The 16,483-nt window shown below is 35.2% G+C and carries 16 protein-coding genes; 4 read left to right on the forward strand and 12 right to left on the reverse strand.

Annotated elements, in window-relative coordinates; translation table 11 throughout:
- Nucleotides 1-115 precede the first annotated feature (115 nt).
- Both AC1FXZ_RS02310 and AC1FXZ_RS02315 read right to left on the reverse strand, forming a co-directional pair.
- Complete coding sequence (locus AC1FXZ_RS02310) at nt 116-778, reverse strand: hypothetical protein (RefSeq protein ID WP_480050611.1); 663 nt, start codon at nt 776-778, stop codon at nt 116-118.
- 605 nt (nt 779-1,383) lie between these two features.
- Entirely contained in the window at nt 1,384-1,590 is a 207-nt protein-coding gene (locus AC1FXZ_RS02315; protein WP_480050613.1) for an alpha/beta-type small acid-soluble spore protein, read from the reverse strand.
- A gap of 311 nt (nt 1,591-1,901) precedes the next feature.
- Between AC1FXZ_RS02315 and hprK the strand changes: the two genes are divergently transcribed.
- The 3 genes from hprK to AC1FXZ_RS02330 all read left to right on the forward strand — a co-directional run bounded on the left by hprK (nt 1,902) and on the right by AC1FXZ_RS02330 (nt 5,911).
- A complete protein-coding gene (gene hprK, locus AC1FXZ_RS02320) occupies nt 1,902-2,810 on the forward strand; it encodes an HPr(Ser) kinase/phosphatase (protein ID WP_480050615.1) in 909 nt (302 codons plus the stop codon).
- Nucleotides 2,811-3,007: 197 nt separating this feature from the next.
- Nucleotides 3,008-4,093 (forward strand): tyrosine recombinase XerS, encoded by a 1,086-nt coding sequence (xerS, locus tag AC1FXZ_RS02325; RefSeq protein WP_480050617.1) that lies wholly within the window; start codon nt 3,008-3,010, stop codon nt 4,091-4,093.
- A gap of 381 nt (nt 4,094-4,474) precedes the next feature.
- Entirely contained in the window at nt 4,475-5,911 is a 1,437-nt protein-coding gene (locus AC1FXZ_RS02330) for an SLC13 family permease (protein ID WP_480050619.1), read from the forward strand.
- Nucleotides 5,912-5,969: 58 nt separating this feature from the next.
- Here AC1FXZ_RS02330 and AC1FXZ_RS02335 read toward each other — a convergent pair whose 3' ends face one another.
- The 3 genes from AC1FXZ_RS02335 to AC1FXZ_RS02345 form a co-directional block, all read right to left on the reverse strand.
- Entirely contained in the window at nt 5,970-6,629 is a 660-nt protein-coding gene (locus AC1FXZ_RS02335; RefSeq protein WP_480050621.1) for a phosphatase PAP2 family protein, read from the reverse strand.
- Nucleotides 6,630-6,941: 312 nt separating this feature from the next.
- The gene (gene thpD, locus AC1FXZ_RS02340) at nt 6,942-7,880 is read right to left on the reverse strand and encodes an ectoine hydroxylase (protein ID WP_480050623.1); all 939 of its coding nucleotides are present in this window, start codon (nt 7,878-7,880) and stop codon (nt 6,942-6,944) included.
- A 252-nt stretch (nt 7,881-8,132) separates the two neighbouring features.
- The gene (locus AC1FXZ_RS02345) at nt 8,133-9,128 is read right to left on the reverse strand and encodes an LLM class flavin-dependent oxidoreductase (protein WP_480050625.1); all 996 of its coding nucleotides are present in this window, start codon (nt 9,126-9,128) and stop codon (nt 8,133-8,135) included.
- Between the two features lie 117 nt (nt 9,129-9,245).
- On the opposite strand from AC1FXZ_RS02345, the gene AC1FXZ_RS02350 reads away from it, so the two are divergent.
- Nucleotides 9,246-9,425 (forward strand): H-type small acid-soluble spore protein, encoded by a 180-nt coding sequence (locus AC1FXZ_RS02350; RefSeq protein WP_480050626.1) that lies wholly within the window; start codon nt 9,246-9,248, stop codon nt 9,423-9,425.
- A gap of 79 nt (nt 9,426-9,504) precedes the next feature.
- Here the strand turns inward: AC1FXZ_RS02350 and AC1FXZ_RS02355 are convergent, their stop codons facing one another.
- The 7 genes from AC1FXZ_RS02355 to AC1FXZ_RS02385 all read right to left on the reverse strand — a co-directional run bounded on the left by AC1FXZ_RS02355 (nt 9,505) and on the right by AC1FXZ_RS02385 (nt 16,395).
- Entirely contained in the window at nt 9,505-9,714 is a 210-nt protein-coding gene (locus tag AC1FXZ_RS02355) for a hypothetical protein (protein WP_480050628.1), read from the reverse strand.
- A 98-nt stretch (nt 9,715-9,812) separates the two neighbouring features.
- Entirely contained in the window at nt 9,813-10,901 is a 1,089-nt protein-coding gene (locus AC1FXZ_RS02360; protein ID WP_480050630.1) for a GerAB/ArcD/ProY family transporter, read from the reverse strand.
- The gene (locus tag AC1FXZ_RS02365; protein ID WP_480050632.1) at nt 10,898-11,122 is read right to left on the reverse strand and encodes a hypothetical protein; all 225 of its coding nucleotides are present in this window, start codon (nt 11,120-11,122) and stop codon (nt 10,898-10,900) included. Before AC1FXZ_RS02365 ends, AC1FXZ_RS02360 begins: the two co-directional genes overlap by 4 nt.
- A 3-nt stretch (nt 11,123-11,125) precedes the next feature.
- Nucleotides 11,126-12,292 (reverse strand): Ger(x)C family spore germination protein, encoded by a 1,167-nt coding sequence (locus tag AC1FXZ_RS02370; RefSeq protein ID WP_480050634.1) that lies wholly within the window; start codon nt 12,290-12,292, stop codon nt 11,126-11,128.
- Between the two features lie 16 nt (nt 12,293-12,308).
- Complete coding sequence (locus AC1FXZ_RS02375) at nt 12,309-13,802, reverse strand: spore germination protein (RefSeq protein ID WP_480050636.1); 1,494 nt, start codon at nt 13,800-13,802, stop codon at nt 12,309-12,311.
- 133 nt (nt 13,803-13,935) lie between these two features.
- Nucleotides 13,936-14,070, reverse strand: a complete 135-nt coding sequence (locus tag AC1FXZ_RS02380; RefSeq protein WP_480050638.1) for a hypothetical protein — start codon at nt 14,068-14,070, stop codon at nt 13,936-13,938.
- A 180-nt stretch (nt 14,071-14,250) separates the two neighbouring features.
- Complete coding sequence (locus tag AC1FXZ_RS02385) at nt 14,251-16,395, reverse strand: ATP-dependent Clp protease ATP-binding subunit (protein ID WP_480050640.1); 2,145 nt, start codon at nt 16,393-16,395, stop codon at nt 14,251-14,253.
- Nucleotides 16,396-16,483: the final 88 nt, after the last annotated feature.

Raw genomic sequence — 16,483 nt, forward strand, 5'->3', positions numbered from 1 at the left:
TAACGAAGCTACGTTTGGTTTCGCTAACTTTCTTGAATACCTGGTAAAGAGTAAAAAAGTAAAAATAGGATGTTGCGACACCTATTTTTACTGTATTTAGAACACACCGAATACCTTAGTTTTCAAAGTATTCTTTTATTATCTTTGTCATAGCTTCTTTATTTTCTGCAAACTGCTTATGACGATGACCATTGCCACCTGAAGGGTGAGGGAAACCATCTAAAATTGAGTTTGAATTAATAATGTCATTGTCAGCAAGGTAGCTCAGTACTTTTGAAACGTTTACTCCTAATGGGATGATCAATGGATTGTGTAAGTACCTCAATTCCTTTGCGAAATTCTCCATTATATATTTCTTCAATATGTCCGTTTTTAAAATAGTGGGTGTCGACCCACTATAATTTTTCCCTTTATAGAAAACAGGATATGTTAGAACAGAAGTTGTTTGTACGATGTAACTTGCACTGCTAAAAAGCTCACTCGTAGAAGATAGCCCTAGAAAGTGAGGTAATTGTAGTTCGTCTAACATCGTAATCAGATTTTTCCTCATGGGTCCTTCAAAACTAGAATTTTTCTTAACTTCGTGTAGAATTTGTTCATCATCATATATTTGATCTTTCAACTCATTCACTGCCGAAAAGGATTTTTTCATTTGGTGAAGCCCCGGTGTAATTCCAACAATAAGAACTTTTGCCTTCTCATTCACATATTCAAATGGCGCATAATAAATTTCTATGTTCTTTCTTTCATCTTTATCTAATAAAAATTGTTGATCCATTAATTGACCCACGTTAAGGGGGGGATGATAATTGTGTGATTACATGCTTATAGTTATCAAACTTCGAATATGGCGCAAGCATAGTATGAAACCTCCAAGTAATAAATTATTCTATATTCCACAATAGTCATTCCATTCATATGATTCAAGTTCTTTTCTACTAATGAGCTTTTAGTCTCATAACCTTTTCAATTTTGTTAACATCTACTCTTTAAATAGCAAGACTTTGGATTATTATGGTAAGGTAGTATTAATTGATAGAATTTCCCTCTAGGCAGCAATAGAATAAAACATTAAGGAGGGGGATTATGTTACTGATTAGTACAGATAGAGTCAAGATTGATGAAAAGAAAGGGATACTTAACAGAGATGGGAAAAGCACTGGTGAAGTAGGCTAGAGGTTACCCGAATGTTAAGAAGGTAGTCGCAACTTGTAACCCAAATAATTTAGCCTCTATTCGATCGAGTGTTAGAGAGATTCGGCTTTCATATATCAAATAAACAGAGGAAAAATTTATTGGTCTTATTAGTGTTCGAAAGAAAGAAATATGAGTCGTTTCTCAAAATAAGAGAGGCGCCTAAAGCGCCCCCTAATTTAATAACTTTTAAAACTGAGATCCACCCATTTGCTGCTCAGCCATTTGGACAAGACGTTTTGTAATTTCTCCACCAACAGAGCCGTTTGCACGGGAAGTCGTGTCAGCTCCTAATTGAACCCCAAATTCTGATGCAATTTCAACCTTCATATGATCCAATGCTTGCTGCACACCTGGAACTAATAATTGATTTGAATTATTGTTGCTACTTGCCATGTTTAAACACCTCTTTCTTGGATTTGATTATAGTATTTTGAGAAATGTTTTATTTTATTCAGCAACGGTTATATCAACTAGAGTGTAAATATTACCAATCTAAGACTTATCTTTAGAGTTTTTAATTAGTTGGCTATGAACTCGATGATAAATTAATTTGCTTAAGACGTATAAAGACTCAGCTTAATAAAAAAATAAGCAAGAAAGGTGGATTATTTAATAAGGCTTGATATCTCACAGTAAATGTATAGAGAACAAACAACAAGAAGCTAAAAAATATAAAGTTTGTAACAGATAGGAGCTTTGAAATTATGATAACCGTACAACAATTAGCGGAGAAATTAGGATTAGAAATTCTTGCTGGACAACAAGGTCTTGAACGTTCCATAGATAATGATGATATTCACCGTCCAGGGCTAGAATTAACCGGCTATTTAAAATTTTTCCCAAAGGAACGAATACTATTATTAGGGAGACAAGAAATTACATATTTACATTCATTAACAAAAGACCAGCGCGATGAAAGGATTGGAAATATAATAAAAGAACTTCCTCCGTGCATCATTATAACGCGTGACCAAGAAGGTCTTCCTTATTTAAAGAAGCACTGTAATGAAGAAGGTGTAACACTTCTTCGAGCTAAAGAGAAAACGACAAAAGTAATAAGTAAATTAAATAATTATTTGGAGAAAGAATTGGCACCGAGTATTGGAATTCATGCTGTTTGTGTAAATGTTTTTGGCGTGGGATTACTAATTAGAGGGGAGAGTGGGATTGGAAAAAGCGAATCTGCACTTTCATTAATTGAAAAGGGACATCGGCTGATTTCAGACGATTTAGTTATTATAAAGAAAATCGGACCTGAAATGTTGGTGGGAACACATAATCAAACAAACCGTGATTTCTTATCTTTACGTGGTATTGGGATGGTTAATGTACCAAGACTTTACGGTTCTGGAGCTTTCCAAAATGAAACGATGATTAATCTTGATATCGAATTAGCCACGTGGGATGAAACGAAATATTATGACGCAATTGAGCATCCTGATGAAGTTGTTGACTATTTAGACGTTTCTGTTACTCACCTTAAAATTCCAATGCGTCCAGGAAGAGATATTGCGAGCCTTATTGAAGTAGCAGCAAAGAATTGGCGCCTAGAGCAACAAGGTTACTCAGCAGTGAATGAATTTTATGAACGAATTCAACAAGCCAATGATTAATGTAATTTGCTATAACGATTGTGAGAAGTTGATTTTTATATACTAAAAATGTTTGAACATAGGAGGAGTGAGCTCAGAAGGTTGTTCTTTTGAGCTCACTCTATTCCTCCACAATATTACGTAAAATATAAATTTGACGTAATATTGTGGAGGGATTTTCTTCATCTTGTAGAATTGTTAATAATGAGGTGATATTTTTGACAAACCATGAGCAACAACGTTCCTATAAGAAATTACAAACTTTACTTAAAGATTTACCTTGGTATGTTGAAGAATACATAAATTTTAAAAAACGAAAATTATCAGCAGCATCTTTATTAAATTATGCTCATGATTACAAAATCTTTTTTAATTGGCTAAAAATTGAACAATTGTATACTTGTGATAGCAAAAATGTTCCTCTCGAGCTTTTAGAATCGCTTACTGTCCAAGAAGCTGAAGGGTTTTTAAGCTATCTACAATATCAATTGAACAATAAAAAAGTAACTGTAAATCGAAAGTTATCAGCATTAAAGTCCCTTTTTAACTACTTACAAAATATTGCAGAAACTCGAGATTTAAAGCCCTACTTAAATAGAAATGTTATGGCTAAAATCGAATTTAATGAAATAAAAGAAAGCATGGAAACAATTGCAAATAAAATGGAAGGAAAAATTCTTATGGGAGATGAATACGAAGCGTTCAGGCAGTTCATCTCCTATGATTACGGTCATGTAAATAAAGATAATAAGAAACTAGTGAACTTCCATACGTTAAACCGAGAACGAGATACAGCCATTGTATCGCTTATTCTAGGATCAGGTCTTCGCCTTTCTGAAGTTGTCAATTTAAATTTAGATGATATTGATTACAGCAAATATACAGCACGGGTTATTCGGAAAGGAAACAAAGAACAATATGTTTATTTTAGTAAATTAGCAATGAATGACCTCGAGGAATACCTACAAATTCGCGAAGATCGCTATCAAGTTGATAAAACAAATAAAGCACTATTTGTCGCAGCACCCATGGGTCCAAAGGGAACACCAAGAAGATTAACTGCTCGCTCTGTCGAAAAACTAATCGAAAAATATGCAAAAGCATTCGGCAAACCGTCGTTATCGGTTCATAAACTAAGACACTCATTTGCTACTAGATATCATGCAGAAATTAATGATGTTCCAAAGTTAAGAAGACAACTAGGTCACTCCTCAATACAAACAACGATGATCTATACTCATATTAACAATGATGATCTGAAAAACGCAGTGGATATGATGGATATTCCCAGAGATGAAACTTAAATAATGCTAGATGATCTCTTTATTAAGAAAGAAGATACGATTTATATCCCTCCTTTAAAACAACATTTTAAAGGAGGGATATTTTTTGTTAAATAGTTTAGCTTCAGTATCTAAGTAATTAGGGAGGGAAGGTCATTTTCAAAACAAATTTTATTTTTATTCTAGTTTACATAACATATATTATCAGAAGCAAAAGAAATGAACGCTTTTTGTCTCAAATCAAAAGAATACTCTATATTTTGAGACGAAAAAAGAAATTAATCTAATTCGTTATATAGCGAAAAATCCTTGATTAAGTGATATAAAATCTTTCACAAGTTGTCCTACATCCCAATCAACATACATATCTTTATATGAAACGTAAAATTTTTGTATTTCTAAATGGTGGTGATCCCTATTCATTATACAAATCGTCAATGGACTGGACTTTATTTAGGTCCTTTTATGGCCCTAGTTTTATATTTTATACCAACATTAACACAATTACCTAATGAACCAAGAGCTGTATTGGCTATAACAGTGTTAGTTGCGACTTGGTGGATTACAGAGCCCATTCCAATTGGTGCCACTTCCCTCCTCCCACTCATTTTGCTTCCTCTAAGTGGTGGTACCAGTCAAGAATCTACAGCAATAGCTTATATGAACCCGATTATCTTTATGTTCTTAGGTGGTTTTACTATAGCTCTAGCAATAGAAAAGTGGAATTTACATAAAAGAATCGCTATGAATGTTTTACAAATAACTGGAACAAGCGCAAAGCGAATAATATTAGGATTTTTACTGGGCACTTCTTTTCTTTCTATGTGGATTTCAAATGCTGCGACAGCTTTAATGATGTTCCCTGTTGCTGTTGCTTTAATTTCCGAGATAAAGAACAAACGATTGTTCGATCAACGCTCAATAGAGTCTTTTACGAAAGCCTTACTTTTAACTGTCGCTTATTCAGCTTCAATTGGTGGACTAGCTACACTTATCGGTTCTGTTCCTAATGCTGTTTTTGCTGGTATTTCGAATACGGTCCTTCATCATAAGATTACGTTCGTTGATTGGTTTCTTTTCGCCTTTCCAGTTACAGTCGTTTTGTTAATTTCACTCTTCTTTTTAATCCTTTTTAGATTTCCAATGTCATCACATAGTCGAATACCAAATGAAATCATAAAACAGCAACTGGATGAGTTAGGACCGATTAAACAAGAAGAAAAAGCAGTTTCGTTCGTATTTTTAGCAACTGTACTGTTCTGGATGTTCGGGAGTATATTGCCTATAGACATCACAGATACAAGTATTGCCCTAATTGGGGCTCTTGTCTTATTTTTTATTCCTAGTCAATCACAAGATGGTAGTTTAATGAGGTGGACTGATATGAGTCGATTACCATGGGGCATTCTATTGCTATTTGGTGGAGGACTTTCTCTAGCTGCCGCTTTTACTGAGACGAATTTAACAGGCTGGATTGGAACGCATTTAAGTGGAATCGGTACCCTACCGTATTTTATTTTGTTAATTGTCTTCGCTTGCTCCTTATTGTTTATGACAGAAATCTTATCAAATACGGCAATTGCCAATATGTTTATACCTATTTCAGTAGGACTTGCTAGTGGTATTGGAGTAGAACCTTATACATTAATGGCGATAGTCGCATTAGCTTCTACATGCGCCTTCATGTTACCGATATCTACCCCTCCAAATGCTGTGATCTTCAGTTCAAAGTATGTATCTATTCAAGACATGATTAAAACAGGCTTTCGACTTAATCTAATAGCAATAATCGTCATTGTGCTTGCGACCTATGTTTGGCTCCCATATTTTTTTCGCTAACGAACTAAGGCAAGGTGGAAATATAGTTATTAGTCACTTCCCCCTTCCCTCTTTATTTTTATTTATCGTATGCTATCTTATCTGTATCCTTCTTCTTGTGTTGTTTATCCTTTATATATTGAAAAACTGAGATTGTAATGAGCAACCAAAATCCACTCATTAGATAAGCACCTAAAACATCGCTAGGAAAATGAACTCTTAAATAGATCCTGCTTATTCCAATAAAAAGGATCATAAGTGTACTAAATAAAAGTAATATAACACGCCCTTTTCTAGAAGGGATATGTCTCCAAAATAAAAACGTAAGAATACCATATAGGGATAAGGCTGCCATAGAATGACCACTCGGGTAGCTATAACCAGACTCAATAAGGAGCGGATCAAACAAAGGACGATCACGTTTAAATAAATATTTCAATAATTGATTGATTACTGTTGACCCAAGTGACACAACTGCAAATAAAATGACCTCATCTTTTCTATTATATAAAATGTGAATACTAATCAATAAAATAATAGAGATAATGATTACCGGCCAAGTATCACCTATTACACTAAGTACTTTCATTACCTTTGTTACAATCGGATGCTCTAATTCACTGACAAACGTAATCATTTTTTCATCTACTACAATAGTTCGTTCATTTACTACAAAATATGTTAGAACGATAAAACTACTTAATAACAATAAACCTATAATGGATAATATAAGTACCAAGAACAGCACCTTCCAATCGAATGGGTTACCCATTTATTGTTAGGTGTTTTTATCTTTTTATACATTACTGAAAGCGAGTATATATATATATCAGATAATTCAGTAAATAAATGAAATTTCCTGGGGAAGCGCACAATTCAACAAAAATGTCAACGGGTCGACATAGCTAAATCGACAAAGTTCAGATTGATTTTTAAACCCCTATTATTTAGTGTCCATTTATTAATCAAACGTTTGTTTAATTTCGGTTAGCCTGTAATAATTAATGTGAAAAAGAGCACATACAATTATAGTACATGCCCCTTCAGTGTTTTAAGTAAGTATACGTTGTTGTAGTATGTCTTCTTTAACAGGATTAATTGCCATAACATCTTCCCGATTTGCCAAAAATTCAGGACGAGGCTGCCCTCCTGAAAATGGAGAAACTAGTTTATTTTCAATGCTGTTAAATACAAAGAAAACATTGCTTCGAGGAAATGGTGACATATTACCACTTGAACCGTGCATTACATTGCAGTCAAAAAATAATACCGAACCTGCAGGGCCGGTTGCACGATCGATTTGATTATCAGTATCGTCGACCAACCAATGTAAGCTTTCATTATCCGGTACACCAAGCTCTTGTTTCTTTAGAGACTGCTTATAATTATTCTCTGGTGTTTTTCCAGGGCATGAAATATACCACTTATGCGAACCTGGAATCAACATTAGTGGACCGTTAAATTCATAGTTGTCTGTTAAGATAATTGAGCAACTAACTGCTCTCATGTTTGGCATTCCATCTTCAACATGCCATGTTTCAAAGTCTGAGTGCCAATAAAATTCTTTTCCTTTGAATCCTGGCTTAAAGTTAATTCGCGATTGCGTAATATAAACTTGACTCCCCAAAATTTGTTGGGCAATTGAAACGATTCGTTCATTCTGTGATAGACGTTTAAAAAAATCACTGTTTTTATGAATTTCAAAAACAGAACGAACTTCATCACTCCCTGGTTCCCTAATAACATCATTAGATTGATTAGAACGATTTAGGTCCATTGTTTTTTTTAGTTCCTCTTTTAAAATAGTAACCTCATCTTTTGAAAATAAAGAATTCAACAAAATATATCCGTTTTTTTCATACGAATGCAATTCGTCTTGTGATAATGGCCCAGTAGCCAAATGATTCGGATTCGTATAAATAATCGGATCCTGCCTTTTTAGAATTTTTGCTTCATTGCTAATTCTTGAAGGATATAAATCTGATACCAATTTACTCACTCCTCATCAGTATTTGATTGTTTGGGCCTTTAACTTTTCCCACCCTTCATTTTATTAAAAATCATAATAATAACAATGTTAATAAATAGGGAATATTAGCCAATTTAACGATTCCTATGCGAATATAATTGCTATTATTTTTCCATCTATGAATTCCTCTTTTTACCTCTAAGTATTTCTACTTATCTATATTTGATTTTTTAAAAATACAAATATGGAATCCTTATAAATTATATGAAATTTTTAAAGCATTTCTCTTGCTATTAATTTGTAAGACTTCCTTCGTGCTTTTGGGTCATATGTAATCGTGACCATCATCAACTCGTCCATATGATATGCTTCTTGAAGACTCGCTATTTTATCTTTCACAGTTTGTGAGTTACCAATAATCATCCTTTCTTTCATTTTTACTAATTTCTGTTCCTCTTCAACCGTTAGCGCTAATTCCTTTGCTTTTGTAATAGATGGAACCCCCTCATTCCCTTTTCCTTTTTCCATCATCAATTTCCATACAAGTGAACTAAGGGCGATCTCTTCGGCTTCTTTGGTCGTATCTGCACAAATAACAGAAACCGTTAGGATGACCTTTGGTTTATCGCCTTTATTTCTAGCTTTAAATTGTCTCCTGTACTCATCGATAATGTTGATTCCATCTTTACTACTCATAAATAGTCCAAATGCATAAGGTAAGCCATACTTTGCTGCTAGCAACGCACTTTTCTTGCTAGTCCCTAATAGCCACGGTTCAGGTGCTATTTGTGGAAACGGTGCAGCAGTAACAGATGCGAACTGATGATCGTCAGGGTGATTATTCTCCAAAAAATTCAAGAGTAATTCAACCGACTTAGGCATCTGAAACACCTGCTGTAAAAAGTTAGCTGATAAAGCATTGGTCGCTTCGGCTGACCCACCAGGAGCTCGGCCAATGCCAATATCAATTCGCCCTGGGAATAATGTTGCTAATGTATTATATAATTCCACTACTTTATAAGGTTTATAATGTGGTAATAGTACGGCTCCTGAGCCGATTCTAATTTTTTTTGTGTTTGAACCAATGTAACTTAAAACAACCTCAGGTGCTGAACAAGCAAGACCACCTAGATCATGGTGCTCGGCAATCCAGTAACGTGTATAACCATACTTTTCACCAACTTCAGCTAACCTCATTGATTCATATAAGGCATCTGAGGCTGTCTGATTTTCTGAGATTGGTGCTTGGTCTAAAATACTTAATTTCATTGACTCCCCCACTTTCGTTGTGTCATTCGACAAATACGTTCTTATGATTCGATTATGAATAACAATATATTTTGATGCAAATAGTAAGGTCGACAAAACAATAAAGGAGTGAACTTTATGCTGAAACAACGCGCCCAAGAAATTGCAGCTTCACCTGTAATGGCCAATGTAACGTATAACGATACACCAGTCTTTATCCAAAGAGTAAGTGATGATCATGATACAGCAAGGATTTTCCCATTAGCTGATCCTCAAAATGAGCAAGTTGTAAACTTATCTAATTTAATTGAGCATTAATCCATGTTTGGTTATATTGCAAGTCAATTTAATACTAGGCGATACTGAAACAGGAAGGCCTTAATTGGGCCTTCCTGTTTTAAGAATTATTAAACACTTGAGAAATTTCTTCTTCTGCCAAATCTTCATTGGCTCTTTCTAATTCTTTATGAGCATCAACTGAATCTCCTGCGTAACGATCTACCGTATTCGTGGGATGAGCCGGATCTAATTCCGTTCGCACGCCTATTTCACCATTTGAATTAGCTTCAGTAGGCATAGAAAACTGTTCTTTTCCCTTTTTCTTCATAATTCCACCACCTCATATATAACTTGTGTCAAATTAAAGTTTTCATTCAAAAGACCAATCACGAACATACGTTCCGTGCATGAACGTTATTTCCTCAATTATTTTTGTTCAGTTACTTCTCTTTGATTCGAGCCACTGCTTCCTCTCAAAATAAAAAACATAACTATAACAATAATAAGCTCTAACAAAAGCCCAAGTGTTGCCCACGTATGTATTTGATATTCATACAATGAACTCTCGCTTTTAAATAATAAAATCGATAATATCCCCATTAAACTCGCTAGTGGCACTAAAGTTATCTTATTATTACTGTTAACTAAAAGGTTCATCGCTCGATTTAACCCATATAATAAAAGGGCAAATTTTGAAAACGCAGTAGGGAAATACAATGATACAAGAACAAAATCGAGACGATCCAAAAACTCAGTTAGCCGAATTTGTTGAACCAGATAATAACTTGGATAAGTCGAATAACGAACTATTTCAGCTCCAAGTACTGCAAGTTGTGTGAAAATGAGAACAAAAAGCAAACCAAGCCCCAGTCCCGCCCCCCAAATAAGTGTCTTTTTTGTCTCCTTTATCGAAGAGCTAGCTCCAAGTATTAGCAGAACAATAATGAATTCGCCTGTCCAAGCTAACCCAATATAGGAAGACTGTAAGAGAGACGGAATAACTTGCAAACCAAGAACTGGTTCGAAATTTTCTAATGTAAAATCTCCTATTAACGAAATGGGAATAAACAAAATAACGAAAATAAATATACTGAATATGAGTTCATTAAACCTTGCAATTACTTCAACTCCAGCCCAAGCCATATACAAACTACAACCAATAACTAAAAAAGTTATGATGAAGGTCGGTGTTAATGGAAGAAGCGTTACTTCTATAAACCCACTTATAATTCTCAGGTCACGTACTAAAATATGAGAAATAAAAATTACCATAAACAAAGCAAATAATTTAGTTCTCATACTTTTTGGTTGCAATGAAAGTGACTGTACTTTCTTCATTCCAAATAACGCTATATTTATGAGTACAACCACATAAAGAAACAATAGAAACGGGATGATCCAAGTATTTTGCAAAGCTAAATCAATTAATGATTGAGGGAGAACAATTAGGCTACTAGCTATAAACATGTTCGCAGCTAGAAACCCAAGTTGTCGTTGGGAGATTTGGGTTTTCATCTTCCGATCACCATATTTGTAAATTCACCAAATGAATTTTGTAGAAACATTGTATAACTTTCAAGGAAATTTCCATAACTCAAAAAAACGCTAATCAATGCCGTAATACCTGAGAATACAATATAAAGATACTTAACCTTCTTTTCTTTTTTGAATATATTTAATCCCATAAAGTACGTTGAAATTAAAACTATCCAAATAAAGATGATTTCTAACATCATGCATCACTCTCCAATTCCAATCCCTTGGGTCACTAATCCAGTAAACTCCACTTCGCTGTTAACTTGAATATCGTAAGCAAGTTCAGATAAACTCTCGCGCCAATCATCTTTCCATTCATCATTCCACCTATCCCTTTCACGTCTATTTAATAACCATCCCAATCCATGTGAATCGATACCTCTAGAAAATGATTCTTTTAAGAGTGAAGTAACTTCTTTATTAATTTCATCCTTTATCCTGTCGTTTACCGATTCTAATGTCCCGGTTTCTTCAAAGTTTAAACTAGTTTCATTTTCAATAATATTTCCAGCTAAATTAATGTTAAAATAAAAAACAGGTTTTTCGTTTTCTATGTCATATGAAATATCTGCGTTTTGTTCTTTTATTCGAAGAACAATGTTTTCACCTGGTTTCCATTCAATTGTGTAGGCTTGACCTTCCATTTTTCCTAATAACCACTTGACTGCAAATGTTTGCGTTTTATTTGTAATAAACTCTAATTTATCTCGCTTAAATACAGCTATTTTATCTATCTTTATTTGATTTTGCACAAGCTCGGGATCTGGGCTTTGATTTCGTACAATTGAAATAACAGGTAGTAATGGATCATTCCCTTTCTGTTGAAAGTCTAGAAGAAAATCTCTTAGTGTAAGGTGGTATTCACGGAACCCGATTTCCCTAACAGCTTCTGATGAAATGTTTTCTAATTGCGGGTTAGCACTTAACACGTGGATGGCTTCTCCTTCAGCTACAAAAATTTGCGTTGTAAGTCGTGCTTCTCTGGTTCGCGTCAAAACATCAAGAGACTTTCGCAGACCATCTCGTGCTAATTCTTCTCCAAATATGGCAACTCGCCGATGACCAAAAATCATTCGACGAGACATCCTTTGTTGTAATTCAGCATTCGCTTCACGAACATTTCTTCCAATACCTGCATCCAAATAGATGAGAGCTCCACCTGATGTTCCACCACCGCCACCGTCACTCCCTACTCCTCCCATTTCTCCAGGCAAAGGGACTTGTGTGGCTACCTTATACTCATTTTCACCGATTTTATCAATACTAGTTGCCGTTACGATGGCGATGTCATTAATCTCTTGTCTATCCCAGCAACCAATTAATGATAAGAACACAATCGTACAAACAGAGAGTGTCAACAGTTTTCTCATGAGATTTCCTCCAACTTTATTCCTTACCTTGACTAGGAGAAGGTTTTAAGTTTTCGCTTTGCTTTTGAACATTCTCTTTCACAAACTCTTCCGGCCGGTTATTACCTAACCATTTCGGAACTCGAATAATAACATCTTTCAGTTCCGAGATCTTGAGTGGCGCCATTGGCTCAAAGAAAGGCACTCCAAAAGATCTCATTTTACACAAATGGGTTAAGATTATTACCATTCCAATGACTATGCCAAACATCCCAAAAACTGCTCCTAAGATCATTAAGGGGAACCGTAATAAACGAATTGAAATCGCAAGGCTAAATTTAGGAATCGTGAAAGAAGCAATTCCAGTTAAAGAAACAATAATCACCATCGGCGCTGATACAATCCCAGCTTCTACAGCTGCTGTACCTATTACAAGAGCGCCTAAAATACTTACAGCTTGACCAATTGTTTTTGGGAGCCGAACCCCTGCTTCTCTTAATGCTTCAAATGATATTTCCATAATTAATGCTTCGACAACAGCAGGAAAAGGGATAGCCTCCCGACTAGCAGCAATACTTAATAATAAATTCGTAGGAATCATTTCTTGATGATACGTTGTTGTGGCTACATATAACGCTGGCAAAAGTAGTGCAACGCCTAGAAAGAAAAATCTAATAAATCGAAGGAAAATAGCAATATAGAATCGGTCATAATAATCTTCACTAGCCTGAAATTGTTGCCAAAACGTTGTTGGAATGATCATCACAAATGGAGTACCATCAACTAAAATGGCAATTCTGCCTTCAAGTAGATTGGCCGCTACGGTGTCTGGCCTTTCCGTAATTTCGACTTGTGGGAATATACTCCATGGATGGTCTTCTACAAGTTCTTCAATGTAACCAGTTTCAAGGATTGCATCAATTTTGATTCGGTTAAGCCGGTTGTGTAATTCTTGTAGTACTTTCTTATCTACAATTCCGTCTATATATGCGATACCAAGACTAGTTTTCGTTTGTTCACCGAGCTTATTTGTAACAATTTTTAGATTCGGTGTCCGTATTTTTCGTCTAAGTAGAGACGTATTCACCCGTATATTCTCAATAAACCCTTCACGTGGTCCTCTAATGGCTGATTCTGATTCGGGTTCCGAGACAGCTCTTGTTTCAAATCCTGATACCGGAAAGACTAAAGCTTTTTCATATTCATCCAAAAGAAGGACCGCACTTCCATCAAGAATGACCTTTGTTAACTCATCTAAACTATCACTTTCTGTTACATCAGCAAGCGATAAAACTTCTTGTTCAATTCTTTCCAATGAAAGATTTTGACCATCATGAGTCAGTATGTCTTGAACAACATGGTTTTGTATATCCGTCGTGTTAACAAGACCATCAACATAAATGATGTAGGAAACTCTCCCTTCAACTTGAAAGGTACGATAGACTACATCAGAGCAATCTTGAAATAACTGCTCGAATCTTGAGAGGTTTTTTCCTATTTCACGAACTAAAGTATTACTTGTATCACTCATCTCGCTACCTCATAAGAACAGACTTTTTTGTAATTTCCCCTAAAAGTGTATGTTTATTCTCCTATTGATTCATTAAATGAAAAAAGAGTACTTATTCTAGCTTAAGTACTCAAAGGAAAAAATTTATTTACAATTAATTTTCTTTGTCATTTTCTTGCCCATGCTCACGGAAGTATAAATTATCAGTTGTAGCAAAGTTTACAGACAAAAGGCTTTGCTCTGGATCTAATCCGTACAACCCTTTACTTTGACCTTTTCCCACTTTCAAATTTAGAATCTTTCTCTTTGGATGACAATGTAACCTCCCCTTTCTTCAATTGATCCTTTGTTCTACTTTATCCAGTAAACAACTTCTCATTCTATTTGATCGTAGTTTGCATCTTAATGTTAAATTCTTGATACAGCAAAAAGCAGTAAGGATATTTTAATCCCTACTGCTCGCTTGTTTTTATTGACTTTCTACTTTAATTTCATTATTAAATACGTCCACTTTAAACCCTTTGAATTTTTGCTCACTTGTAATAATCAGAGCCGTAATTTGATCTTCAATGTGTTCTTGGATCGTTCGACGTAATGGACGTGCTCCAAAAGCCTGGTGATAACCAAGTTCTGCAATTTTTTCTTTAGCTGCTTGTGTTACGTCCAAATTTAAATCTTGTTCATTCAATGTGTTTTGCAAGTCTTCAAGCATAATATTTATAATTTTGATTAAGTCTTCTTTTTGAAGATGGCTAAACTCGATAACCGAGTCGATGCGATTCAAAAATTCAGGTTTAAAGTAATCTCTTAAGTTTTCCAAAATACTTTGTGTAGCTAGTACACTTTGACCTTCTGTTTCATTGAAGCCAATCGCGCCAAGCTTTTTATCTGTAACACCGGCATTCGAAGTCATAATAATGACCGTTTCATTAAAGTTAACTACTCTTCCTTGGCTATCTGTCAAACGTCCGTCTTCCATGATTTGTAAGAACATATTTAACACATCAGGATGTGCTTTTTCAATCTCGTCTAGGAGAATGATTGAGTACGGATTTCTACGTACTTGTTCAGTCAACTGACCTGCTTCATCATGACCTACATATCCTGGAGGAGATCCAATAAGTTTTGATACAGAATGTTTCTCCATGTATTCACTCATATCTAGACGAATCATCGAATCTCTACTTCCAAACAATTCAGCAGCAAGGGTTTTCGTTAATTCCGTTTTACCTGTTCCTGTTGGACCGACAAAGAGAAATGAAGCAGTTGGGCGAGCTTTCGGTTTTAGACCTACGCGAGCACGAAGAATCGCTTTTGCGACTTTTTCAATCGCCTTCTCCTGACCAATTACTTTTTTAGCAAGGTTTGATTGAAGATCTTTCATTTTTGACTGCTCAGACGTTTGAAGTTTTTTGACAGGAATTCCTGTGCTCTTTTCAATAATATCTTGAATATGTTCAACCGTTACTTCTGTTACCGGCTCAACTACATCATTTTCAAGCTTCCTTTTTAATGAAAGTTCCTCATCACGTAGGCTTGCAGCTTTTTCATAATCTTCATTTTTTGTTGCATCTTGTTTTTCAAGAACAATTTGTTTTAAACGACTTTGGAGTTTGTCTTTATCCGTAACCCCTTGTGATAAGTTTAGTTTTGAGCCAGCTTCATCAAGTAAATCAATCGCCTTGTCCGGTAGGAATCTGTCTTGAATGTAGCGATCTGATAACGTTACACAAGCTTTTAATACGTCATCAGAGTACTTGACATTATGATAGTTCTCATAGATAGAACGAATTCCTTTTAATATCTCAAATGCTTCATCTGTCGTTGGTTCTTTCACTATCACCGGTTGAAAACGACGTTCTAGAGCCGCATCTTTCTCAATCATACGATACTCTTTTAGAGTAGTAGCACCAATGAGTTGGAATTCACCACGAGCTAAGGCTGGCTTTAAAATATTGCCTGCATCCATAGAACCCTCAGACGAACTACCTGCACCAACCATCATATGGAGTTCGTCAATAAAAAGAATCACATTATCACGGCTTTGTAACTCAGTTACAAGTTGTTGCATCTTTTCTTCAAACTGACCTCTATAACTTGTCCCAGCAACAAGGGAGCTTATATCTAGTACATAAACTTCCTTATTTAGAAGTTTAGCTGGCACTTCGCCTTTTACAATTTTTAGAGCGAATCCTTCAGCAATCGCTGTCTTACCTACACCAGCTTCACCAATTAAGACTGGGTTATTTTTTGAACGACGATTCAACACCTCGATCACTCGTTCTATTTCTTTATTGCGTCCAATTACTGCATCAATTCGACCTTGTCTTGCTTCTTCTGAAAGGTTTCGCCCATGTTGATCAAGAAACCCATTTCCACCTTGGTTAGGAACCGCTTCCTTCACTTGCTGTTGTGTAAAGCCATTCGATGACGCATTTTGTGAATTCATAAACCCTTTGAAGAAATCATCAAAATGATATGAAGACATACCATATTGAGTTTGTGTATCACTATAACAATCTGAACATAGTGACATTTGTGTTTTAGAATTATTAATAATTAAATTCAGTTTCACATTCGCTGGTTTGCTTTGGCATTTTTCACATAGATTCATTTTAAATTCAATCCTCCTTGATTTAGATTTTTATTTGACTTTGACTAACTTTGACCAATAGTATAAAAGAAAAAGCCTTGTTGGCTTT

This window comes from Halalkalibacter sp. HAAS-P014 (assembly GCF_056619965.1).